The sequence below is a fragment of the Haloferax namakaokahaiae genome (assembly GCF_042663225.1).
Taxonomy (GTDB): Archaea; Halobacteriota; Halobacteria; order Halobacteriales; family Haloferacaceae; genus Haloferax; species Haloferax namakaokahaiae.
Genome location: NZ_JBHTAA010000005.1, coordinates 1,262,681 through 1,283,178, shown reverse-complemented (window position 1 = coordinate 1,283,178; position 20,498 = coordinate 1,262,681). Strand labels below are relative to the sequence as shown.

The following is a 20,498-nucleotide window of genomic DNA, read 5'->3' as shown; positions in this document are numbered from 1 at the left end:
AGATACCGAGTCGTGCCGTCGCCGACGCGCCCCTTCTCTCGCTGCGATTCATCACGTCGCCGCCAGCCTCTCAGCGCCGCCGCCACCACCACACGCCCACGCCGACGAGGGCGATACCGATGACCGCGGTGGGGACGATGGGGAACGTCGTGGTCGGTTCGACGACTTCGACGGGAATCTGTTGGGTACCCGTCGCCAACAACCGGCCGTCGCCGTCGCGGTAGGTCACGTTGACGCCCACGGCTTGCGTCTTGGCGACGGCCTCGTCGCTCACTTGCAGGTCGAAGACGACGAGGCGCGTCTCCTCGGGTTCGAGTCGCGGGATGAACGCGACGGCGTCGTCGCTCGACAGCGGCGGTTCGGCGGCGATGCGGACGGTCACGTCGGTCTGCGGACTCGTCTCGGTGTTCGTCACCGCGAGGACGAGGCGTCCCGTCGAGTCCACTTCGAACGACGCGTTTCTCGGTTCGACCCTGATTGCCGGGTCGCGGGCGCTCACCGAGACGGTCACGTCGGCTTGGTCCAAACTGCGGTTGTCGCCGTCCTCGGCGCGATACTCGATGACGAACGGGAGTCGTCGCTCGCCGGGTGAGGCACCTTCGCCGAGCGCGACCGAGTATTCGAACTGCGCGGACTCACCGGGCGCGAGCGCCCCGACCGGGACTTCGAGGTCGGTCGGCGTGACGGCGGGGTCTTCCGAGGCTAACCGGAGTGTGACGTCTTCGGCGGTCGTATCGCCGGTGTTCTCGACCACCCCTCGAATGCGACCGACACCGCCCGAGCGAAGGTCGCTCTCGGTGACGGTGAGGTCGAACGAGGCACCCGAGCGCGGACTGACACCCGCGACGAGTCGCCGCGAGGTTCGCTCTTGGCCGTCTTCGTCGCGGTAGGTGACGACGGCGCTGATGGTGTAGGGGCGAACGATGGCGTCCTCGGCGACGCGAGCGCGGACCTGGATGGACTTGTTCTCGCCTGCGGCCCAGTCGCCGACGTACGTCTCCGCTTGCGGCGCGCCGGTCCCGAAGGTAATCTCGGGGTCCGAGGAGGAGACGGTGACCGTCGCGTCCGTCGCATCGACCGTCCCGACGTTCTGGAGGTCGAGCGTCACCGTCCCGGCCGCGCCGACAGAGAGGTCAGAGTCGGTGGCGACCACGCCGAACGCCGGGCGACGTTCGACGACGACTTCGAGCGTCTCGGTCACTCGTCGATTCCGCTCGGTCGTCTCGACGTTCGACCCATCGACGAAGATGGTCGAAGTGTAGTCGTAGCTGAATCGGACCGGAATCTCGTACGTTCCGGGTTCGGCGTCCTCCGCGACGCGGACGGTGAGCGGCACCGGCCCGGTGACGCCCTCGGGGACGGTCCCGACCGGATAGTCGCCGCTCACGACGGTAATCGGGCCGGACGACGACGCGTCGAGGGTCACCGCGCGGGCCGTCTGGACGATGGCTTCGTACTCCTCGGGACCGTCCATCGTCACCCGGCCGGTGTTGACGACGAACACCTGAACGGTGGACTCCGTGCCGGCGACGAGGCGGTTCTCCGGTGCGATGACGGTGAGGTCTGGATTTCCAGTAATTCGCTCTGCCGCGGCGGCCGTTCCAACAGTTCCGAGGGGTCCGGCGAGGGATGCCACGACGAGGAAGGCCACGAGAACCGCGGCACTCGCACCGGAAGTGAGTCGAGTCATTGTAGGCACCGACGACGAGAGAAGTGTCGTTCGGCGGGGAAAGATACGCGTGGCATGACATTAACTTCTATACAAAACACGTCGCGCAAGAGATAGGTTCCTCCCGAGCGTACCTCACGTATGGCAGCCCCCGCCATCGACATCCACGGGCTTACCAAGTACTATGGCGACGTCCGCGGTGTCGAGGATCTTACACTCTCTATCCCTCGCGGCGAGTTGTTCGGCTTTCTCGGTCCGAACGGTGCCGGCAAGTCCACGACGATTCGGCTCTTACTCGGGTTTCTCGCGCCGACGGAGGGGACGGCGACGATTCTGGGGACGCCGCTCGAAGACACGGCCGCCTTTCAGGCCACACGGGCCAAAATCGGGCACATCCCGAGCGACCCGCAGTTCTACGACGACGTGACCGGCAAGAAGACGCTCGACTACTTCGCCCGTCTCTCGGGTGACGAACGCCGGGACGAACTGCTCGAACGGTTTCCCGTCCCGCTCGACAGGCACGTCCGCGCCTTCTCACGGGGGAACAAGCAGAAACTCGCTATCGTCCAAGCGTTCATGCACGACCCCGAGTTGGTCATCATGGACGAACCGACGACCGGACTGGACCCGCTCGTCCAACAGGAGTTCTACGACTTTCTCCGCGAGGAGCGTGACCGCGGCGTGTCGGTGTTCTTCTCGACGCACATCCTGAGCGAAGTTCGGGACGTCTGCGAGCAGGTCGCTATCATCAGAGACGGCCGACTCGTCGCCGTCGAAGCCATCGACGACCTGCTCGCTCGAAGTGGCAAGGTCGTCACCGTCCAGACGCCCGACCCACTCACGCTCTCCGACTTCGAGTTCGAAGAGACCATCGACGCGCGCATCGAACCCGACGGGTCGCTCCGCCTCGTCATCTCGGGGAACTACGACCGCCTCGTGGACGTCCTCGACGGCTACCACGTCACCGACCTCGAAGTCCGCGAGACGGCCATCGAAGACGTGTTCATGCACTTCTACGACGACACCGAGCGCGACGCGGAGACCGACCGCTCGCACGAACCACACGAACCGAACGAACCCCCCGAGGTTGCCGACGAGGTCCCCGATGCGTGAACTCGACGTGGCACGCTTCGAGTTCGCCCAGCGCCGGCGGAGCATCGCCATCGTCAGCGCGTTGCTCGTGGCGACGGTCGGACTGACCATCGCGGTGTTCCCGTCGTTCGAACAGGCGGGCGTCGATTTCAACGAACTCTTGCAGTCGTATCCGGAGGGACTCCAGGCCGCGTTCATCGGGAGCGTCAGCGACATCACGTCGCTCGACGGCTACCTCGTCGTCGAGTTGTACCAGTTGGTGTGGTTGCTCATCGTCGGCGGCTACTTCGCCTACTCCGCGGGGTCGCTCGTCGCGGGCGAGGTGGACAACCGCTCGGCCGAACTCGTCCTCGTCCGCCCGATTTCGAGGACGCGATTCGTCCTCGGGAAGTTCCTCGCCATGGTTCCGACCGTCGCGCTCGTAGACCTCGTCGTCCTCGTATCGGTCCTCCTCGGTACGGCGCTCATCGACGAGGAGTTGCGGCTGTGGCGACTCCTGCTCGTCCACTTCGTCGGCGGGCTGTATCTCCTCGCGTGCGTCTCGATTGGCCTGCTCGCGTCGGCGTACTTCCAGCGGGTCCGCAGGGCACAGGGGGCCGCCCTCGGCGCTATCTTCGGGACGTTCTTCCTCGACTCGCTGACGACCGACACCGACTACGAGTTCCTCGGGTCGCTCTCGCTGGCGCGCTACATCGACCCCGGTGACCTCCTCATCCTCGGTGAAGTCGATTGGGACGGCGTGGCCGTCCTCGTGGTGGCGACGTGCCTCTTCGTCGTCCTCGCGGCCGAAGTGTTCGAGCGGCGCGACCTCTCGTGAGTCTCACGACTCGCTCACACCTGTCCCACTGTCCGTCCTGTCTTACAGCTCTGTCATCTCTCTTATCCGTCTCCCCACCCTACGTCAGCTATGCAGCTCTATGCGGCCGTTGACGGGGCGCTCCTCGTCGTCTCCGACCCACGCGGCGACCCGAGTGTCGTCCACCACTTCGACGCGGAGCGTATCGAGTGCGTCGCGGCAGACGCACGACGGCCCAGTCGTGCGTTCTGCGGGACGTTCGATTCGGGGCTGTATCGAACGACCGACGCCGGCGAGACGTGGGACGCTGTCGGCGAACGGATGTTCTTCGAGTCGATGACGAGTCTCGCCATCTCACCCGCGGACCCCGATACGATTTACGCCGGCACTGAACCCTCCGCGGTGTATCGCTCTACCGACGGCGGGGAGACGTGGCGCGCGCTCTCGCCCCTCACGTCGCTCCCGTCGTCTTCGTCGTGGGCGTTCCCGCCGCGGCCGACCACGCATCACGCCCGGTGGATAGAAGTGGACCCCGCCGACCCCGAACACCTCTTCGTCGCCGTCGAGGCCGGGGCGCTCGTCCAGTCGTTCGACGGCGGCGAGACGTGGGAGGACCGCGTTCCCACCTCGCGGCGCGATACGCACTCGATGGCGACTCATCCCGACGCGCCGGGCCACGTCTGTGCCGCCGCCGGCGACGGTTACGCCGAGAGCGAAGACGGCGGCGAGACGTGGAGCTATCCGACCGACGGTCTCGAACACGGCTACTGCTGGAACGTCGCGGTCGATAGCGACGACCCCGAATCGAGACTGCTCACGGCCGCCCGAAGCGCCATGCACGCGCACTCGCCGCGCTCGGCCGAGTCCTACCTGTATCGTCGTCGCAGCGGCGGTCCGTGGGTTCGACTGTCGGGCAACGGACTCCCAACCGGCAAGGGCGTCACGCGGTCGGTGTTGCGGGCGAGCGACGTCGGCGGCGAGTGTTTCGCCGCGAACGACCACGGCGTCTATCGGACGACGAACTTCGGCGATACGTGGTCGAAACTGGACCTCCCGTGGCGCACGCCGCCGCACACCGCGGCGGGATTGGCGCTGGGGTGATGGGGAAGGCGCTCGGTTGGTGGGAGGGCTTTCGGATGGTGGGAGAAGGCGCTCGGATGATGAAAATCGCACTCGGACGAGTCCGTGAGCGAGAAGATTCTTAGCGCGTCGGCACAAGCCACCGAACATGTACGATTTCGCTGTCGTCGGCGTGGGACCTGCGGGTGCGCGATTCGCCCGTCGCGCCGCCGAATCGGGGTACGACGTCATCGCCTTGGAGAAAGGCGAGGTCGGAACCCCGCTCGCGTGTTCCGGCCACGTGAGCACCGACATCTGGGACTTCGTGCCCGACGAGGCCCGCGACCACCTCTTTCAGAACCGCATCTTCGGGGCCGACTTCCACGTCGGCGGGCCGAACTCGAAGGCCTATCCCTTCTACAAGAAGACGGAAGTCTCGAACGTCATCGACCGCGTCGAACTCGACAAGACGCTCGCGGAGTGCGCCCGCGAGGCCGGTGCGGACGTGCGCGAAGGCCACACCGTCACCGAAATCGAAGAGCGCGAGGACAGGGTCGAACTCACCGTGAGCGTCGCGGGTGAGTCCGGGACGACTACCTTCGAGGCGAAGATGGTCGCCGGATGCGACGGTCCTACCTCCCGCGTCCGGCGCGCTGTGGACCTGCCCGAACCGGCCGAGACGCTGCACGGCGTCCTCGCGTTCGACCCCGACCCCGACGACGGCGATTTCGTGGACGTCCACCTCACGGTCCCGCGATTCTTCGCGTGGCGCATTCCGCGCGGTGAGGCGGGCGTCGAGTACGGTCTCGCCGCCCCGCCGGGTGCCGAAGTCCGCGAGATGTTCGACGCGCTCACGCGGACCTACGACGTGGAGACAGAACACTTCTGTTCGGGTGCGATTCCCATCGGCCCGCCGAAGCGCACGACGACGCGCCGGGCGTTCCTCATCGGTGACGCCGCCGCCCAGACCAAGCCGTTCACCGGCGGCGGAATCTTATATGGGATGACGGCCGCAGACTGCGCTGTGGAAACCATCGACCCCGACGACCCGGACTCGCTCGCCGCCTACGAGTCGGCGTGGCGCGACGAACTCTCGACGGAGATTCGACTCGGTCACTGGGTTCGAAAGTGCTACTCATTTCCCGAATGGCTCCAACACGCCGGTCTCAAATCGCTCTCCGGCGAAATCGGCGTCCACATGGACAAGCCGAGTTCGTTCTTCTCGCGCGAGCACCTGAAGAAGCTCTTGTAACCTACTCCGGATACGTCGGAATCCGCGCCGACCGCGCGTTGCCTTCCACGAACGGAAGCGACTTCCGGACCGCCGCGACTTCCTCGCCGTCGATTTCGACGGCCAGTTCGTCCGCGTCGAGGTCGTACGGGACGAACGCGAAGGCGATTGGCGAGTCCAGCAACGGGCTTTCGACGGCGCGGGTAATCTCGCCGATTGAATCGCCATCTGCGAGTACGTCGTCGCCGCGCGCTGGGAGCGCATCGACCTGCAGGCCGACGAGTCGGCGCGATGGCCGCCCACGGTTCTCGACTTTCGAGACGACTTCCTGGCCGACGAAACAGCCCTTGTCGAAGTCGAGGGCGTTGCGGAGGCCGAGGACGTTCGGAATCTGCCCTTTCAGTTCGGTTTCGAACAGCGGCGTTCCCGCTTCGGCGGTGAGGCTGTCCCACGTCTGGTAGCCGACGGGGACCGCGGGATTACCGTAGATGAGCAGGGCTTCGAACACGTCTTCGGCGTCCTTCGCGCGGCAGATGATGTCGTAGCCTTCCTCGCCGGTGGGGTTGTCCGAGGCGATGACGGTGACGCCCAACTCGCCGCCGATAGACCCGCGGACGAAGGTGAGTTCGGGTTCGGGCGCGCCGGCGTCGCCGAGGACGCTTGCGACCTTCTCGGTGGCGTGCTTGCCGTGGACGCCGAAGACGCCGAACTCGTCGGAGGCGTCGCGGATGCGGACGCGCTGGAGGAACGTCTTGGAGCGCCACTCCTCGACGAGGGGTTCGGCGCGGTCTGGGGGCGTAAAGACGAGCAGTCGCTCGCCGGCGTTGTAGACGTACATCTCCGTCTCGATGCGGCCGTCGGGGTCGAGGAGGAGCGCGTAGGTTCCCTGTCCGTCTTCGGTGGGGACGGTGTTCGTGACGACGTTGTCCACGTACTCGATTCGGTCGTCGCCTTCGACGACGACGACGCCGTAGCCGTGTTCGATGACGCCGACACCGTTTCGGACGGCGCGGTGGGTTCGTTCGGGGCGACCGTAGTGGCTGACGACGGTGACGCCGCCGCGCGACTCGAACGTCGCGCCGTGGGCCTCGTGAATGTCCGCGACGAGTGTCATGGCTATCGCTTTGGTGGCGACGAATAAAACCCTCCCACTCTGGGATTACAAACCGATTCGCTTTCGGAGTCGGTCAATGAGCGACGCGTCCTCTTTGACCGCCTCGCCGGGGTCGGGGACGACTCGGTCGTCCGGGTGGATGAGAACGCGCTGTTGTGACTCTTCGACGACGATGAGTTCTTCAGATTTCAGTGCGGCGAGGGCGTCTTCGAGCGTGTCGATGTCGGCATCGACCGCTGCTCGAAGTTCGAAAACGGTCATTCCCTCTTCGTGTCTATCGACGAGTGCGTCGAGAACCGCGACTTCGATATCACGGCGATTCCGAAACTCCCGCCTCGCTTTCATACCCCGTATTTCGCTTGCCGGTGGTTTACCTGTACCGCCTGTCTGGGTGGGTCACTGCGCCTCCCGTCTGACGGCCGTCCGACACAGAGGGGGTAGCTTTTTGTTCCCGAACCCCGGAAATCTCGCGTAATGGGACTTACGTGCCGTCTTCTTGGGCACTCCTACGGAGACACCGAGACAGAACGGGAGCGCGAGGAACGCGGCGACGAGGTGGTTGTTTCCGTGCGAGAACTGCAAGTGTGTTCGCGGTGCGGACACGAACACGTCGTCACCGAGAACAAAGAGGTCACAGCCATTCGGACGCCCGAAGAGGTCGGGATGACCGACGGTGAAGCCGACACCGTCGCCGCCGGATTCGAACCCGCAGAACCGAAACCAGACCAACCAGCAAACGAAGAGACGGTCATCGAAACCGCGCCGGACCCGGTGACGGAGGCCGAACACGAGGCGGAGTTCATCGACGACGCCGAGGACGAAGACGAGACCGACGAGGTCGAAGCCGACCCCGAACCGGAACCCGAACCGGAGACGCTCGACGAACCGCCGGTCACGGACGATGCGATTATCCTCGACGACGACGGGAGCGACCGCGACCGGACGCAGTGGCCCGACGACGTCGATGAGGTCGAGACCGACGACCCGACGCCGCAACCGACCTCGACGGGACACGACGCCGAGTTCATCGACGCCGGCGCAGAAGCCGAAGCCGACGCCGACTCGGGCGTCACCGAGGTCCAAGAGTCGCGCGACTACGGCGCGTGGCCGGACCCGCCGGGCGAAGACGAAGGGTTCGACGCCCGACCCGACGATGGTGAACCGTCTTCTATCTCCTTCGGTGGGGGCCTGACGCCGGAGAACGACGGGGCGGCGAACGCCGAATCGAACGGCGAGTTCATCGAAGCACCCTCGGGGAGCGACGACGAGTTCGTTCGTGCAGGCGAGGCACCGCGGAACAGCGACGTACCCGACGACGCCGTCGAGTACTACTGTCCGAACTGCGGCCACGCTCGCGGGGCGTCGTCCTCTTCGATGCGTGCCGGTGACATCTGTCCGGAGTGCCGCAAGGGCTACATCGCCGAACGAGAGGCGTAAGCGCGCACCGTCACGTCGTCGCAGACGCGACGAGTCACGAAACAGGTAAACCGTCCGCTATCGAAACCCCGGCCATGAAGGAGTACAAAATGCGCCGCGGGGAGACGCTCGAAGAGCGAATTCCGGACATGAAAGCGACCGTCGAGGACTACTTCGGTCCGATTACGGGCACCGAGGATTTCAAAGGAAGCGACCTGTTCGTCGTCGGTGAGCCGAAGAACCCCGTGTTCGAACGCGTCGTCGTCGGCGCAGTCAAGTACAGCGGCAAGAAGGACCGCCTCGCGGTCAACTTCGAAGAGGCGGACCCGACCGAACTCTCGCCCGACGAACTCGAAGCCGCGGGCGAAGCCGTCAGCGCGAAGAACGAATTCTTGCTCGAAGCGACCGGCCGTGACGCGAAGTCGCGCCGTGAATCGATGAAGCGCTCCGTCGAAGACGACGCGCCCGACTACTGAACCGTCAGTTATCGACTCATCCTTCTCGAAGCTTCCCCCGCGAGCGACGCGGCTATCGCCCGCGACACATCCGGAGAGACGTACATATCGGCGGATATCGATTCACGAGATAACGTATCGAGCGGCAGCTGTTTTGAAACGAATTATTATTTCGGAAACGAGTAAAAATACCCGACACGGTTAAGTGACAGCCAATCGAACGGGTAGCTAATGGCTATCGAAACCACCTTACTCGCTGTCGGCCCGAGCGACGCCGACCGTATCGACCGACTCGCCGAAGAGGCAATCGACATCGCAGGTCCGACGGGGGCGACTGTCGTCCTCGGCCACGTCTTCACGAAGAGTGAGTACAGCGAGGCGCTCGACAACCTCGACTTCGACGTGACCGCCGAGGAAGTCTCCGCCGACGACGTGGCCCGACGCCACGCGACGATTCGAAAACTCGTCTCGCAACTCGCCGACGAAGACATCGACTACGACGTCCGTGGCCGTATCGGTGACCACGGCGAAGAACTCGTCGAGCTGGCGTCCGAAGTCGATGCCGACCAGTTGCTCGTCGGCGGCCGCAAGCGCTCTCCGACGGGCAAGGCCGTGTTCGGAAGCCTCGCCCAAGAAGTGATGCTCTCGTCGCCGTGCCCGGTCACGTTCGTCCGCGAAGACACGAAGTAAGACCGACGCCGGAGCGAACGCCGGGCAGTGGTGGCCGCCGACTGTGGTGGTCGCCCAGAGTGCCGACTGTCGGCTATCGAGAGATATCTACATACCTTAGCGAGACAACACATCAGCATGGAGTACGAAATCGAGTACCGACCATCGTTCGCACTGGTGACCGTCTCGCTCGAACAGGGCGAATCCGTCCGCTCCGAGGCGGGCGCGATGGTGAGCTATTCCGACGGCATCGAGATCGAGACGGCCGCCCGCGGTGGTCTCTTCGGGTCGCTCAAACGCAGCGTCCTCGGCGGCGAATCGTTCTTCCAGAACACGTTCACGGCGAACGCGCCCGGCGAAGTCTCGTTCGCCCCGCCGCTCCCCGGCGACATCGTCGCCCACGAACTCGATGGTGAGGTGCTCTACGTACAGTCGGGGTCGTACCTCGCCTCGGACGTTGACCTCGAACTCGACACGTCGTTCGGCGGCGCGAAGACGTTCTTCGGGAGCGAAGGGCTGTTCCTGCTCAAACTCGACGGCGTCGGCGAGGCGTTCTTGTCGAGTTACGGGGCGATTCACGAAGTCGAACTCGGCGAGGGCGAGACGTACACCGTCGATACCGGCCACATCGTCGCCTTCGACGGGTCCACGACGTTCAACGTCGAACGCGTCGGCGGACTCAAATCGACGCTGTTCAGCGGTGAAGGCTTGGTCTGCACGTTCCGGGGTCCCGGCACGGTTTGGCTCCAGTCGCGGAGCATGGACGCCTTCCTGTCGTGGCTCATCCCACAGCTCCCTTCGACCAACGGCACGCAGTGAGTGTGGGAATCGCTACCGCGTTGCGAGTAAATTAGGCGAAATCCCTCTCAGTTAAGTGGCGGGCGGGTCCCTATGGACACAATGGCGTACTACGTGGGTGTCGATCTCGGGGCGACAAACGTCCGTGCGGTCGTTGCCGATGGTGAGGGAACGATACTCGGGCAAGCCCGCGACCGAACGCCGCGAGGTCCGACCGGAATCGCGGTCACCGAAGCGGTCCTGAACGTCGTTCGTGAAGCGTGTGACGAAGCGAATATCGAACCGAAGGAGGCGGTCGCCGCTGGCATCGGCGCGATTGGCCCGCTCGACCTCGCAGAGGGCGCGGTCGAGAACCCGGCGAACCTCCCAGACACTATCGATAGAATCCCGCTCACCGGTCCGATTTCTGTCTTGCTCGACACCGAAGAGGTCTACCTCCACAACGACACCAACGCCGGTGTTATCGGCGAGCGCTTCCACTCCGACCGCAACCCCGACGATATGGTGTATCTCACCATCTCCTCGGGTATCGGCGCTGGCGTCTGTGTCGATGGCCACGTCCTCTCCGGATGGGACGGCAACGCGGGCGAAGTCGGTCACATGACGCTCGACCCCAACGGCTTCATGACCTGCGGGTGCGGCCACGACGGCCACTGGGAGGGCTACTGTTCCGGGAACAACATCCCGGACTACGCGCTCGAACTCCACGAGGAGGACCCGGTCGATACTGTCCTCCCCGTCGAAGACCCCGATTTCTCCGCCGTGGACGTGTACGAACACGCCGGCGAAGACGAGTTCGCCGACTACGTCGTCTCGCAAGTCGCCCACTGGAACGCGATGGGCGTCGCCAACATCGTCCACGCGTTCGCACCGCTCGTCATCTACGTCGGCGGCGCGGTGGCGCTCAACAACCCGGAACTCGTCCTCGACCCCATCCGCGAACGGATGAACGAGATGGTTATGTCCAACATCCCGCAGATTCAGTTGACGACGCTCGGCGACGAAGTCGTCGTCGAGGGCGCACTCGCCAGTGCGATGACCAAAGGCACCGGCGACCGCTCGCGTCTCCGATAGGCCGTTCGGCGACGTCTCACTATCGTTCGTTTTCGACCAGTTTCTGTACCTTCAGGCTCCACCTGCTCTCAGCTCCTGTTCTCAACGACGATAGCGCGTACGACCACGACGTTGGCAGACGCGGACGAACAACTCGTTCGATACCGATATATTATCTCGTCTGATATTCGGCGGCGCAGGCTTATATGGGTGGTCGAGCTATCAATAGTCGTGCACCTCGGTGCGGCTTGCTCTGCAGGCCGATAACTCGACGCCCCGTTCCCGTCGATGCGAACGGTGCACGGACGTTCCACCGGAAGCAAGGAACGGGTGTCGGTCGGTTCCCACCACCACCTACCGGCCGCACGACGCCACGGGGATTCCCACCCACCCACCTATCCCCCTCGGCGTCACCACAGTTCTCAGACGAATTACGACTTCAGTAGCTACCAGAGCCATCCAACTTTTGTCGCTGCCTCACCGAGTGGCAGTGTGAACCGTCGCCAGTTCCTCCGCGTCGCCGGCGGTGCCGCCCTCCTCGGCGGTGTCGGCACGGTCGGCCGCTCGGTAGCACACCCGGGACCGTTCGAACCGCTCGGCTCGGTGGCTATCGACGGTGCGAAAGAAGCCGTCGTCTCGGCGGATGGCCAGACCGCGTACGTCGCGGCCACGACCGGTTACGCGGTCGTCGATGTGTCTACGCCCGACCGCCCGGAGGTTCTCGCAGACCGCCGTGACCTCCTCTCCGACCGCGAGGACGGGCCACTCCGCGGCATCTACGACGTGAAACTCGACGGCGAGACGCTGGTCGTCGTCGGCCCGGCGAACCCGCTTCCCGGCGCGCCGTCCGGCGTGCTCGTCGTCGATGTCTCGGACCCCGCCTCTCCGACCGAACTCGACTTCTACGAGACCGACTTTCCGATACACAACTGCTTCGCGGCCGACGGCCGCGTCTACCTCACCGCGAACGACGGCGAGGGCAACCCGCTCGTCGTCCTCGATATCGCCTCGGGCGACGAACTCGGACGCTGGTCGCTCGTCTCCGAAGACGACCGCTGGGCCGACGTGCGAACCTCGCTGTGGGCCATTCACGACGTGTGGGTCCGAGACGGCGTCGCGTACATCGCCCACTGGGACGCAGGCACGTGGATTGTAGACGTGTCCGACCCCGCGAACCCGGCCGTCATCACGGCTATCGAACCCGGCGACCCCACTGCACTCGCAGACCGCTCTCGAACTGGCCTGATTCGCGCCGGCCGAACCCCGCCCGGAAACCACCACTACGTCGCCACGAACGACGACGCGACGCTCCTCGGTATCGGCGTCGAATCGTGGGCCTACGAAATCGAAAACGAGGACGACACGACCGAACTCGTCGGCGGTCCCAGCGGCGTCTCGCTGTGGGATATTTCTACGCCCAGCGACCCGACCAAACTATCGACTATCGACCCGCCACAGAGTCCCGAACCGACCTACGGCGGCGTCTGGACCACCGCGCACAACTTCGACTTCCACGACGGCCGTCTCTACACCTCGTGGTATCGCGGCGGCGTGAAACGACACGACATCACCGACCCGTCGGACCCCGTCGAACTCGCGTGGTGGCGCGACCCCGAGACGGCCAGCTTTTGGACGGCACAGTACGCCTTTCCCTTCGCCGACGAGGGCGTCTTCGTCGCCTCCAGTTGGGGCGTGGGTGACGAGGACGGCGCGCTCTACACCTTCCCGGACCACACCGGCGAGCAGAGGAACCCGCCGACGCTCGTCTCCGAGACGACCACCGAGTCGCTCGTGCAGACGGCGACATCGACGCCGACGGGGACTGCGGGTGACACTCCGACGACGACCGGCGAATCCCGAACCGAGACACCCGGCTTCGGACTCGCCGTCGGCGCGACCGCACTCGGTGCCGCCGGCTTGTGGTATCGAACGCGCGGCCGTGACTGACGAATCTATCACGAACGACCGTCACACGCTTTCTCTCGCCGGTTGGTTCGTCGGGAGAACCGCACCATTCTCATACGTGGACCTCCAAGCACCGCCATATGAGTGACGAGTCGGAGACGCTCAAAGAACGTGTCGAGCGCTGGATGGTCGGCCAGATGCCCATCATCCAGATGCACGGGGGCAACAGCGTCGTCCGAAAGGCCGACCCGGAGTCCGGAGAAGTCGTCGTCGAACTCGGCGGGGCCTGCGCCGGGTGCGGCATCAGCAACATCACCGCCCAGAACATCCAGTCCGACCTCATCATGAAGTTCGACGAAATCGAGGACGTGCAGGTGAAGGTGCCGAGTTCGGGCGACCACGGCAGCAGCACCGTCGAGGGCGGCCGCGGCGGGGAGTTGCAGTTCGGGAGCGAGAGTCCCGACCACTTCTAGGACCCCCACCTTTTTTCACGGGGTCCTCAGCGACTTCGTCGCCTCGAACCCCGCCAAAAAATCTGGACCAAAAAAGGGCCGAACCTCGCTTCGCTCGGTTCGGGACTGACTCTCGAATCCCTCATTTGGACGGGCGAAGCTCTAATTCGCTAATCACGCGCGTCAGTTCGCCAAGTGAGTCAATCGTATAATCTGGTTCTCGTTCTGGTCCACGTGAGATGGTTGGGCCGTTCGATAGATACACAGTCGTCATCCTAACTTGATTGGCCCACATATCCTCGTCTAATCGGTCTCCAACCATCACACAGTCCGCTCCGTCCAGCCCTGCTTCTGTCAAGAAAATCTCGAACGGTTTGACGGTCGATTTCTCCGCTCGAATCTCCGTCGAACACAGTACCACGTCGAACTTGTCTGCGATGTCGGCAGAACGGAGACGTGTCTCGGTCATCATCCGATTCCCGTTCGTGATGGCACCCGTAATGAAACCTCGGCGGCGACAGAACCGAAGCACGGACTCGGCGTGGTCGTCGAGATATTGGTGGCGTAAGCGAATTTCCCAAAATAACCGGTCGAGTGCTTCCTTCTCTTCTTCGGTGGCTTCGACTCCCCACACGTCGAAGAAGGTCTCCATGAATGTCCCGAAGTGGAACCGGCGGTAGTCTCCGTGATATCGTTCTGCGAACTGCTCGTTGGCTTCTTTCAATAGCGACTCGAATTGTGTCTCGCCGAGTTCGTAGCCTCGATTGCACAGAGCATCGTACACGCCCTCAACTGCCTTTGAAACGTCGTCCTCGCCGTGAAAGAGCGTCCCGCCCAAATCGAATATCACGGCCTCGACCATTGTTTCTCACCAGAGGCTTCCGGCCGCTAAAGTCGTTTTCCCGACAAAAAGGATTTCCAGCCCTACTTCGCCAACGCTTTCTCCAGACTCGACGCCACCGACCGCGCTTTCTCCGCTAACTCCTCTGAGATGTGGCCCGCTTCGACTGCCTCATCTAATTCGTCGTCGTCCACGCGTTCGACCGTTCCGTCGGCGTGTTTGATGACATCGACGTGCAGGTCGATGTAACGAATCTGGTTCGGGAAGCACTCGACGGGCGTACAGATGTTGACGTAGGTGCCCTTGACCGAGCCTTCGGAGTCGCGGTAGACCGTCGGGTACCACCACCGACCTTCGCGGAACTTCGTCGTCGCGGTGTCACCCGATTCGCGTGGGATTTCCAGTGCGTCGTAGGCACCGCCGCCGGACATCTGTCGGCGGAGTTCGATGGTCCCCTCGGGGTCGCGCTTCGTCACCTCGCCCGACCCGAGGACGATGAGTCTGCCGTCGGGTTTGCCGTGGCCGATAGCGACCCTGTCGCCTTCGAGGGGGCCGAACTGAGCGGTCACCACGTCGAACGGGAACGCGCCGTCTTCGCCACCGAGTCCCTCGCAGAGTGCTTCGGCGAGGTCCACACCAGAGGACGCGGCGGCCGACCCGGCTTTCGTCCGGTGGTGACCGGGCATCGTCGTCGCCACCTCTCTTCGATGTGCGTCGAGCGCGAAACGCGTCTCGCGGCCGAACCAGACCCACGTCGTCTTCGTCGGTGCGGCGAGTTCGCGGGGCGCTTCGATCGGGTCGTCGAGTACCGAATCGAGCTGTGTGGCGATGTCCGCAGCTCGGTCGAGCGCGTCGTTGAGCGCGCCCATGTCGGCATCGACGGCGTCGCGGTGCCAGCGAATCCCCCAACCCTCGGGTGGGTCGCCGCCGAGGAGGTCGGTCATCCCGGCGAGTTCGCGCGCGGCGGCCTCGTCGCGGGTCTCGACGCGGACGCCCTCGGTTCCGGGGACGAGCGTCGCCAGTCCGGCCAGTGCGCGAATCTCACCAGTCAGTTCGGCGCGGTGGTCGGCCCACGGTGGCGACGACTCGGCGACCTGCACGCGAATCTCGTCGCCGGTTTCGACGCGGCCGTCGAACTCGTCGTACGGGAGATAGCCAGTCGTCTCGCCGAGGTCGCAGACCGCGCCGCCGCCCAGGGTCTCGGTCACGCGAGCGTCGAACACCGCGCCAGTCGGGGCGGGGTCGTCCCACGCGAACGCGTCGATAGCGAGGTTTTGGAGGAGCGTCGTCGCCGTCGAGACGGCGCGTGCGGTGCCCTCGACGCCGACGCCCTGTCGCTTGTCGGTCGTCTCGATTGCCACGTCGTGGTCGGCGCTCTCGAACTCGGCGTCGAAGCGCTGGCGAATCGGGCCGGAGGCCTGGACCACGTCGTGGTCGGCATCGAGAAACAGGTGGGTCAACGCCGTCGAGTAGATGCCGCGGACGCGAACCTTCATAGGTCGGCTTCGTCGCGGGCGAAGCGAACGCGCGAATCGACGGTCGGCCCGAGCGTGAGTTCCACCACGTCTTCGGAGAGCACGCGCCCGCTCTCGATGGGGACGCCCCACGAGTCGAACTTGAGATAGCCGCGGAGCGACGCGCCGTGGGTGTAGAGGTCCACGTGGTCAACCTCGTGTTCGACGACGTCGCTCGCGCTGTGGGCCATCTCCATATCGGAGTAGAACGTCCCGCCGTCGGCGAAGAACGCCGCGAGTTCGTCTGCGTCTTCTTGGACTGCCTCTCTCACCAGGTCGGCGGCTTCACGGAGGTCGTCGGTGTCGAGTCCCACCGCGCGGAGCGCCGCCTGTTCACGGGGGTCGAAATGCATATCCCCGTGTTTGTCCCGGGGGGTTTAACTTCGATTGGTCGCCCGCGACAGTGCCGCCTGCCAAAGGTATTACCGACATCACATCGATATATCGGAGTGATGGACGAACGACGAGACCCAGTCGAACGTGCCGCGGGTAACTCGATGGACCTCTACGACATCGCAACGTGGGAGGAGCGCACGTCGGTTGACGGATTGGCGGTGGCGTTGTATCGACTCTTGGTCGCCTCGTCCAAGGCAATCGTCATCGGACTCGCGCTCATCATCCTCATCGGTATCGGCGGTCTGTCGGCGATTACCGACCCGCAAATCGGGGCGCTCACCCTGCTGTCGGCGCTCCCGGCGCTCGGTCTCGCGGCCTACGTCTACACCACCGACGTCACGGAGAACGAACCGATTTCACTGATGGTCGTGACGTTCCTCCTCGGCGTCCTCACGGCGACGTTCGCGGCCATCGCCAACTCGCTGTTGAGCAACGCCGGGCAAGTCATCGCCAGCGAGTTCAACCTCGCACTCGGCTTCGTCGGCTCGGTCATCTTCTTCTACCTCGTCGTCGGTCCCGTCGAGGAGACGGTGAAGCTCCTCGCGGTCAGACTGTACGCCTACTCGAACTCGAAGTTCAACGCCGTCGTCGATGGCGCGGTGTACGGCGCGATGGCCGGTCTCGGTTTCGCCACCATCGAGAACGCGCTGTACATCACCCGAAACCTCGCCGAGTCGGGACTCGACCTCGGGGTGGCGAGCGCCCCGGCAATCATCGGCGCGGGCGGGACGATTACCGCGGTTCGCGCGCTCGCCGGACCGGGACACGTCATCTACTCCGCCATCGCCGGCTACTACCTCGGTCTGGCGAAGTTCAACAGAGAGAACTTCGGCCCAATCGTCGTCAAGGGCCTGATTCTCGCCGCGTTAGTACACGCGACGTACAACTCGACGGTCGGTATCGGGTCGGGAATCATCGCCTCGGTGACCGGTATCGGCGGCGTCGGTGCCTTTCTCCTTTATGTCATCATCTACGACGGCATCTTCGGACTCTACCTCATCAGGAAGATTCAGCGGTACAGCAACGCCTACCACGAGGCACACGACCAAGGCCCGAGCGCCGCGGCGTTCGGCCCAGAACAGACCGAATTCGAGGATTAGACCGGATTCGGAGAGTAGCCCGCCGCGTTCGAAGGGTACTCAGTCGCGCCGTGCTCAATCACGCAGAGCGTCCGCGTAGCCCTCTAACATCGACTCGACGTACTTGGCGACCACGTCCACTTCGACGTGAATCGGGTCGCCCACGGATTTCTCGGAGAGCGTCGTCAGGTCGTAGGTCGTCGGGATAATCGCCACCGCGAAGTCCTCGTCGCGGCGGTCGGCGACGGTGAGACTGATGCCGTCGAGACAAACTGACCCCTTCTGGACGACGTACGTGGCGAACGACTCGGGCAGGTCGAACTCGAAGAACCAGTCGTCGCCCACTCGCTCGATGTTCGTAATGGTCGTCGTGCCATCGACGTGGCCCTGGACGATGTGGCCGTCGAAGCGCGCACTCGCCGCGAGCGCCCGTTCGAGGTTCACGATGTCGCCCGCTTCGACCCCCCCGAGGTACGTCTTCTCGACGGTCTCCGCGGCGAGAAACACGTCGAACCAGTCGTCGCCGAACTCTTCGACGGTGAGACAGACGCCGGAGACGGAGATAGACTGCCCGTGGTGTAAGTCGTCGAATTCGAGGTCAGTACGAATGCGGAGACGGCGGCCGCCGTCGGTGTCGGTCACGTCGGCGATTTCGCCAGTCCCCTCCACGATGCCAGTGAACATACACGCGGCTTTGGGATGCGTCGGTTAATGGTTATCGTTTCTGTTTACCATCACGTTTTCGTGACGTTCACCACCGACCATAGCGTTTTGTCGTTCTCGCCCGCAGGATGTGTATGGACGTTCTCGCTCGGCTTCGAAGCAGTTTCGTCACTGGGTTGATTCTCGTCACCCCGCTCGCGGTGACGTTGTTCGTCTTGCAGTTCGCCTTCAGTCGCATCGCGGCGGCGCTTCGTCCGCTCGTCCGGCAGGTGACGCCGTTTCTCGCCAGCGCGCTCAACTACTCGGGAGATATCGTCCTCATCTCGCAGGTGCTCTCGGCGCTCATCATCGCCGCCACGATTACGACGCTCGGCTATCTCACGTCGATATCGGTCGGCCAGCGACTCTTCGGGAGTTTCGAGCGCGGCGTCAAACTGGTGCCGCTCGTCCGGACCATCTACTTCGGCGTCCGGCAGGTCTCGGAATCGCTGACCGAACCCACCGCGGGATACGAACGCGTCGTGCTCGTCGAATTCCCTCGGAAGGGTGTCCACTCTATCGGGTTCGTGACGAACGACGCGCCCAACGCCATCGAAGAATCGGTCGGCGAAGACCTCTTTACCGTGTTCATCCCGCACAGCCCCAACCCGACTGCGGGGTCGCTCATCATCGTCTCGCCCGACGAGGTGCGCGAACTCGACATGCCGGTTCGGCGCGGCCTTCGCCTGCTCGTCACGACCGGTCTCAGCGTCGAAGACCCCGATACGCTCCCGTCCGGTCCGGCGGGTTACTCGCCCCAAAACGGGCAGGAGTACCGCACCGAAGAGCCGAGCGCGGAGTAGTCGCGGGCGACGAACACCGGCCGTATCGTTCGTCTCGTCGGCCACACCCGCGACGTTTTTACTGTCCCGCGGGCTACCGGCGAGCGATGCGACTCGGAATCCTCGAAATGATTGGATTGGGCGCGACGCTCATCTTCGCGCTCCCGGTCGGTATCTTCGGGCTGACGCTGCTGGCCGACGGCCGAACGACGCTCGGCGGAGGCATGGTCGTCCTCGCGGTTCTCATGGTAGCGCTCCCGAAGTTCCTCACGATGCCGCAAGACGTGCCCGGATTGGTCGTGGAAAAAGTCGTCGGCACGGCCACGAAAGACCCGGACGAAGAAGAGTAATTACTCCCAGCCAGCGGGGTCGAGAACGGTCGGCGTGTCGCCGAGGACGCGAGGGCCGTCCTCGCCGAGCGCGATAACGTCGGCAAGTTCGACCCAGCCGTGGTCGGGGTTCGAGACGGCCGCGCGAATTCGAAGGACGTTGCCCGCGACTAGTTCTGTGTCTCCGTCGAGTTTCGGTGCCTCGCGTACCGAGAGCCCGATACCCTCGCCCACGTCGCGGGTCACCTCGTCGGCCATCGAGAAGCCGAAGGCGGCCGTCTCGGCTCTGATTTCGCTCCCGACGAAGCCGGCGTCTGCTCCGGGTTTGGCTTCGATGAGTGCGACGTCGCGGGCGGCGTCACAGGCGACGTGCGCCCGGCGGTCCCATCCACCGTCGCTGTCCACGACGAACGTTCGCGCGAGCGCGCCGAAGTAGCCGTTCGCACCGCGGGGTCGAACGGAGACCGCAATAGGCCTATTGGGGGCGAGTTCGACTGCAACATTCTGGCCCTTCGTTTCGTCTGCACTGGCCGGTCCGACCGCGACGTTCGTGTTGCCGGCCGAATCGACGCCTTCGGCCGCGAGAACCGCGTTCACCTGTCTGCGGAGGCGCTCCGTGGAGAGCGGTGCGCCGTCCCAGACGAGTAGGTCCTCCTCGGTGGTCGCATCCGCAAGTATCGTCGCCGCGTGGGTGAGCGCGTGTCGTGCCGCGCGCTGGACTCCCTCGATGGCGTCGAGTTCGGCGTCGGATTTCGTCGCTCTCGCCTCCGTGAGCGCGGTGGTCGATTCGAGTTCGTAGCCCGCACGCTGGAGGTGGAGGGCGGCGTCGTATGGGAGGTAGCGCGGCGCGAGAACGGTAGTGCGCTCGCCTGCTCCTTCTGCGTCGAGCACCGCGGCGGCCGCCTGTCCCGCCGGTCGGTCGTCGGTCCGGACCGATACACCGGAAACGTCGGGGTGTTCGACGCCGGAGGGAACGCGGACGTGCGTCTCGCCATCGGCGCGAACGACTGCGACTTCGGCGTCGAAACCGAGACCCGTCAAGTAGCGGCCGTCCGGGTCGTCGCCGCGACAGACGTGGACGAACCCAGCGGCCTCGCGCCCGGAGAGCGCGGAGTCGAGTACCGTTGCGCCACGCGAGTCGGACAC

At 64.5% G+C, this 20,498-nt stretch carries 22 protein-coding genes; 14 read left to right on the top strand and 8 right to left on the bottom strand.

What is annotated here, in order from left to right; genetic code table 11:
* Positions 1–70 precede the first annotated feature (70 nt).
* Entirely contained in the window at positions 71–1,690 is a 1,620-nt protein-coding gene (locus ACFQJC_RS14305; RefSeq protein WP_390224599.1) for a COG1361 S-layer family protein, read from the bottom strand.
* A 120-nt stretch (positions 1,691–1,810) separates the two neighbouring features.
* Between ACFQJC_RS14305 and ACFQJC_RS14300 the strand changes: the two genes are divergently transcribed.
* From ACFQJC_RS14300 to ACFQJC_RS14285, 4 genes are all read left to right on the top strand, one after another.
* A complete protein-coding gene (locus ACFQJC_RS14300) occupies positions 1,811–2,782 on the top strand; it encodes an ABC transporter ATP-binding protein (RefSeq protein ID WP_390224597.1) in 972 nt (323 codons plus the stop codon).
* Positions 2,775–3,578 (top strand): ABC transporter permease, encoded by an 804-nt coding sequence (locus ACFQJC_RS14295; protein ID WP_390224595.1) that lies wholly within the window; start codon positions 2,775–2,777, stop codon positions 3,576–3,578. The genes ACFQJC_RS14300 and ACFQJC_RS14295 overlap by 8 nt, the downstream gene beginning before the upstream one ends.
* Before the next feature lie 90 nt (positions 3,579–3,668).
* Positions 3,669–4,658, top strand: coding sequence for a WD40/YVTN/BNR-like repeat-containing protein (locus ACFQJC_RS14290; protein WP_390224593.1), 990 nt, complete (start codon positions 3,669–3,671; stop codon positions 4,656–4,658).
* A gap of 127 nt (positions 4,659–4,785) precedes the next feature.
* Complete coding sequence (locus tag ACFQJC_RS14285) at positions 4,786–5,868, top strand: geranylgeranyl reductase family protein (RefSeq protein ID WP_390224591.1); 1,083 nt, start codon at positions 4,786–4,788, stop codon at positions 5,866–5,868.
* 1 nt (position 5,869) lies between these two features.
* Here ACFQJC_RS14285 and ygfZ read toward each other — a convergent pair whose 3' ends face one another.
* Together ygfZ and ACFQJC_RS14275 are read right to left on the bottom strand one after the other, a co-directional pair.
* Positions 5,870–6,961, bottom strand: a complete 1,092-nt coding sequence (ygfZ, locus tag ACFQJC_RS14280; protein ID WP_390224589.1) for a CAF17-like 4Fe-4S cluster assembly/insertion protein YgfZ — start codon at positions 6,959–6,961, stop codon at positions 5,870–5,872.
* Positions 6,962–7,006: 45 nt separating this feature from the next.
* A complete protein-coding gene (locus ACFQJC_RS14275) occupies positions 7,007–7,306 on the bottom strand; it encodes a DUF6432 family protein (RefSeq protein ID WP_390224587.1) in 300 nt (99 codons plus the stop codon).
* A 129-nt stretch (positions 7,307–7,435) separates the two neighbouring features.
* On the opposite strand from ACFQJC_RS14275, the gene ACFQJC_RS14270 reads away from it, so the two are divergent.
* From ACFQJC_RS14270 to ACFQJC_RS14240, 7 genes are all read left to right on the top strand, one after another.
* Entirely contained in the window at positions 7,436–8,398 is a 963-nt protein-coding gene (locus ACFQJC_RS14270) for a DUF7093 family protein (RefSeq protein ID WP_390224585.1), read from the top strand.
* A gap of 74 nt (positions 8,399–8,472) precedes the next feature.
* On the top strand, positions 8,473–8,853 hold the full coding sequence (locus ACFQJC_RS14265; RefSeq protein ID WP_390224583.1) for a DUF5611 family protein: 381 nt from the start codon (positions 8,473–8,475) through the stop codon (positions 8,851–8,853).
* A gap of 210 nt (positions 8,854–9,063) precedes the next feature.
* A complete protein-coding gene (locus ACFQJC_RS14260; protein ID WP_390224581.1) occupies positions 9,064–9,522 on the top strand; it encodes a universal stress protein in 459 nt (152 codons plus the stop codon).
* Positions 9,523–9,639: 117 nt separating this feature from the next.
* On the top strand, positions 9,640–10,320 hold the full coding sequence (locus tag ACFQJC_RS14255) for a TIGR00266 family protein (protein ID WP_390224579.1): 681 nt from the start codon (positions 9,640–9,642) through the stop codon (positions 10,318–10,320).
* Between the two features lie 81 nt (positions 10,321–10,401).
* On the top strand, positions 10,402–11,373 hold the full coding sequence (locus ACFQJC_RS14250; RefSeq protein ID WP_390224577.1) for an ROK family protein: 972 nt from the start codon (positions 10,402–10,404) through the stop codon (positions 11,371–11,373).
* 471 nt (positions 11,374–11,844) lie between these two features.
* Positions 11,845–13,299, top strand: a complete 1,455-nt coding sequence (locus tag ACFQJC_RS14245; protein WP_390224575.1) for an LVIVD repeat-containing protein — start codon at positions 11,845–11,847, stop codon at positions 13,297–13,299.
* A gap of 98 nt (positions 13,300–13,397) precedes the next feature.
* The gene (locus tag ACFQJC_RS14240; protein ID WP_390224574.1) at positions 13,398–13,730 is read left to right on the top strand and encodes a NifU family protein; all 333 of its coding nucleotides are present in this window, start codon (positions 13,398–13,400) and stop codon (positions 13,728–13,730) included.
* A 121-nt stretch (positions 13,731–13,851) separates the two neighbouring features.
* Here the strand turns inward: ACFQJC_RS14240 and ACFQJC_RS14235 are convergent, their stop codons facing one another.
* From ACFQJC_RS14235 to ACFQJC_RS14225, 3 genes are all read right to left on the bottom strand, one after another.
* Positions 13,852–14,571, bottom strand: a complete 720-nt coding sequence (locus ACFQJC_RS14235; protein ID WP_390224571.1) for an HAD family hydrolase — start codon at positions 14,569–14,571, stop codon at positions 13,852–13,854.
* Positions 14,572–14,633: 62 nt separating this feature from the next.
* Entirely contained in the window at positions 14,634–16,046 is a 1,413-nt protein-coding gene (locus tag ACFQJC_RS14230) for a ribonuclease FAU-1 family protein (protein WP_390224569.1), read from the bottom strand.
* Positions 16,043–16,417, bottom strand: a complete 375-nt coding sequence (locus ACFQJC_RS14225; RefSeq protein ID WP_390224567.1) for a DUF7532 family protein — start codon at positions 16,415–16,417, stop codon at positions 16,043–16,045. Before ACFQJC_RS14225 ends, ACFQJC_RS14230 begins: the two co-directional genes overlap by 4 nt.
* 99 nt (positions 16,418–16,516) lie before the next feature.
* Here ACFQJC_RS14225 and ACFQJC_RS14220 point away from each other — a divergent pair, with 99 nt between their 5' ends.
* Entirely contained in the window at positions 16,517–17,560 is a 1,044-nt protein-coding gene (locus ACFQJC_RS14220) for a PrsW family intramembrane metalloprotease (protein WP_390224565.1), read from the top strand.
* 54 nt (positions 17,561–17,614) lie between these two features.
* On the opposite strand, the gene ACFQJC_RS14215 is transcribed toward ACFQJC_RS14220, so the two are convergent.
* Positions 17,615–18,223, bottom strand: a complete 609-nt coding sequence (locus tag ACFQJC_RS14215) for a riboflavin synthase (RefSeq protein WP_390224564.1) — start codon at positions 18,221–18,223, stop codon at positions 17,615–17,617.
* Between the two features lie 113 nt (positions 18,224–18,336).
* Between ACFQJC_RS14215 and ACFQJC_RS14210 the strand changes: the two genes are divergently transcribed.
* Together ACFQJC_RS14210 and ACFQJC_RS14205 are read left to right on the top strand one after the other, a co-directional pair.
* Positions 18,337–19,044 (top strand): DUF502 domain-containing protein, encoded by a 708-nt coding sequence (locus tag ACFQJC_RS14210; RefSeq protein ID WP_390224562.1) that lies wholly within the window; start codon positions 18,337–18,339, stop codon positions 19,042–19,044.
* Positions 19,045–19,130: 86 nt separating this feature from the next.
* Entirely contained in the window at positions 19,131–19,373 is a 243-nt protein-coding gene (locus ACFQJC_RS14205; RefSeq protein ID WP_390224560.1) for a DUF7533 family protein, read from the top strand.
* On the opposite strand, the gene ACFQJC_RS14200 is transcribed toward ACFQJC_RS14205, so the two are convergent.
* Positions 19,374–20,498 carry a M24 family metallopeptidase gene (locus ACFQJC_RS14200; RefSeq protein ID WP_390224558.1) on the bottom strand — a complete coding sequence of 375 codons (1,125 nt, stop codon included), beginning with the start codon at positions 20,496–20,498 and terminating at the stop codon, positions 19,374–19,376.

Excerpts from the sequence above, each read along its gene's own strand:
- ACFQJC_RS14275 (WP_390224587.1), bottom strand. The coding sequence starts at position 7,306 with ATGAAAGCGAGGCGGGAGTTTCGGAATCGCCGTGATATCGAAGTCGCG.
- ACFQJC_RS14220 (WP_390224565.1), top strand. The coding sequence starts at position 16,517 with ATGGACGAACGACGAGACCCAGTCGAACGTGCCGCGGGTAACTCGATG.
- ACFQJC_RS14210 (WP_390224562.1), top strand. The coding sequence starts at position 18,337 with ATGGACGTTCTCGCTCGGCTTCGAAGCAGTTTCGTCACTGGGTTGATT.
- ACFQJC_RS14205 (WP_390224560.1), top strand. The coding sequence starts at position 19,131 with ATGCGACTCGGAATCCTCGAAATGATTGGATTGGGCGCGACGCTCATC.
- ACFQJC_RS14225 (WP_390224567.1), bottom strand. The coding sequence starts at position 16,417 with ATGCATTTCGACCCCCGTGAACAGGCGGCGCTCCGCGCGGTGGGACTC.
- ACFQJC_RS14300 (WP_390224597.1), top strand. The coding sequence starts at position 1,811 with ATGGCAGCCCCCGCCATCGACATCCACGGGCTTACCAAGTACTATGGC.
- ACFQJC_RS14240 (WP_390224574.1), top strand. The coding sequence starts at position 13,398 with ATGAGTGACGAGTCGGAGACGCTCAAAGAACGTGTCGAGCGCTGGATG.
- ACFQJC_RS14235 (WP_390224571.1), bottom strand. The coding sequence starts at position 14,571 with ATGGTCGAGGCCGTGATATTCGATTTGGGCGGGACGCTCTTTCACGGC.
- ygfZ (WP_390224589.1), bottom strand. The coding sequence starts at position 6,961 with ATGACACTCGTCGCGGACATTCACGAGGCCCACGGCGCGACGTTCGAG.
- ACFQJC_RS14230 (WP_390224569.1), bottom strand. The coding sequence starts at position 16,046 with ATGAAGGTTCGCGTCCGCGGCATCTACTCGACGGCGTTGACCCACCTG.
- ACFQJC_RS14260 (WP_390224581.1), top strand. The coding sequence starts at position 9,064 with ATGGCTATCGAAACCACCTTACTCGCTGTCGGCCCGAGCGACGCCGAC.
- ACFQJC_RS14290 (WP_390224593.1), top strand. The coding sequence starts at position 3,669 with ATGCAGCTCTATGCGGCCGTTGACGGGGCGCTCCTCGTCGTCTCCGAC.
- ACFQJC_RS14285 (WP_390224591.1), top strand. The coding sequence starts at position 4,786 with ATGTACGATTTCGCTGTCGTCGGCGTGGGACCTGCGGGTGCGCGATTC.
- ACFQJC_RS14295 (WP_390224595.1), top strand. The coding sequence starts at position 2,775 with ATGCGTGAACTCGACGTGGCACGCTTCGAGTTCGCCCAGCGCCGGCGG.
- ACFQJC_RS14255 (WP_390224579.1), top strand. The coding sequence starts at position 9,640 with ATGGAGTACGAAATCGAGTACCGACCATCGTTCGCACTGGTGACCGTC.
- ACFQJC_RS14215 (WP_390224564.1), bottom strand. The coding sequence starts at position 18,223 with ATGTTCACTGGCATCGTGGAGGGGACTGGCGAAATCGCCGACGTGACC.
- ACFQJC_RS14250 (WP_390224577.1), top strand. The coding sequence starts at position 10,402 with ATGGCGTACTACGTGGGTGTCGATCTCGGGGCGACAAACGTCCGTGCG.
- ACFQJC_RS14270 (WP_390224585.1), top strand. The coding sequence starts at position 7,436 with ATGGGACTTACGTGCCGTCTTCTTGGGCACTCCTACGGAGACACCGAG.
- ACFQJC_RS14265 (WP_390224583.1), top strand. The coding sequence starts at position 8,473 with ATGAAGGAGTACAAAATGCGCCGCGGGGAGACGCTCGAAGAGCGAATT.
- ACFQJC_RS14305 (WP_390224599.1), bottom strand. The coding sequence starts at position 1,690 with ATGACTCGACTCACTTCCGGTGCGAGTGCCGCGGTTCTCGTGGCCTTC.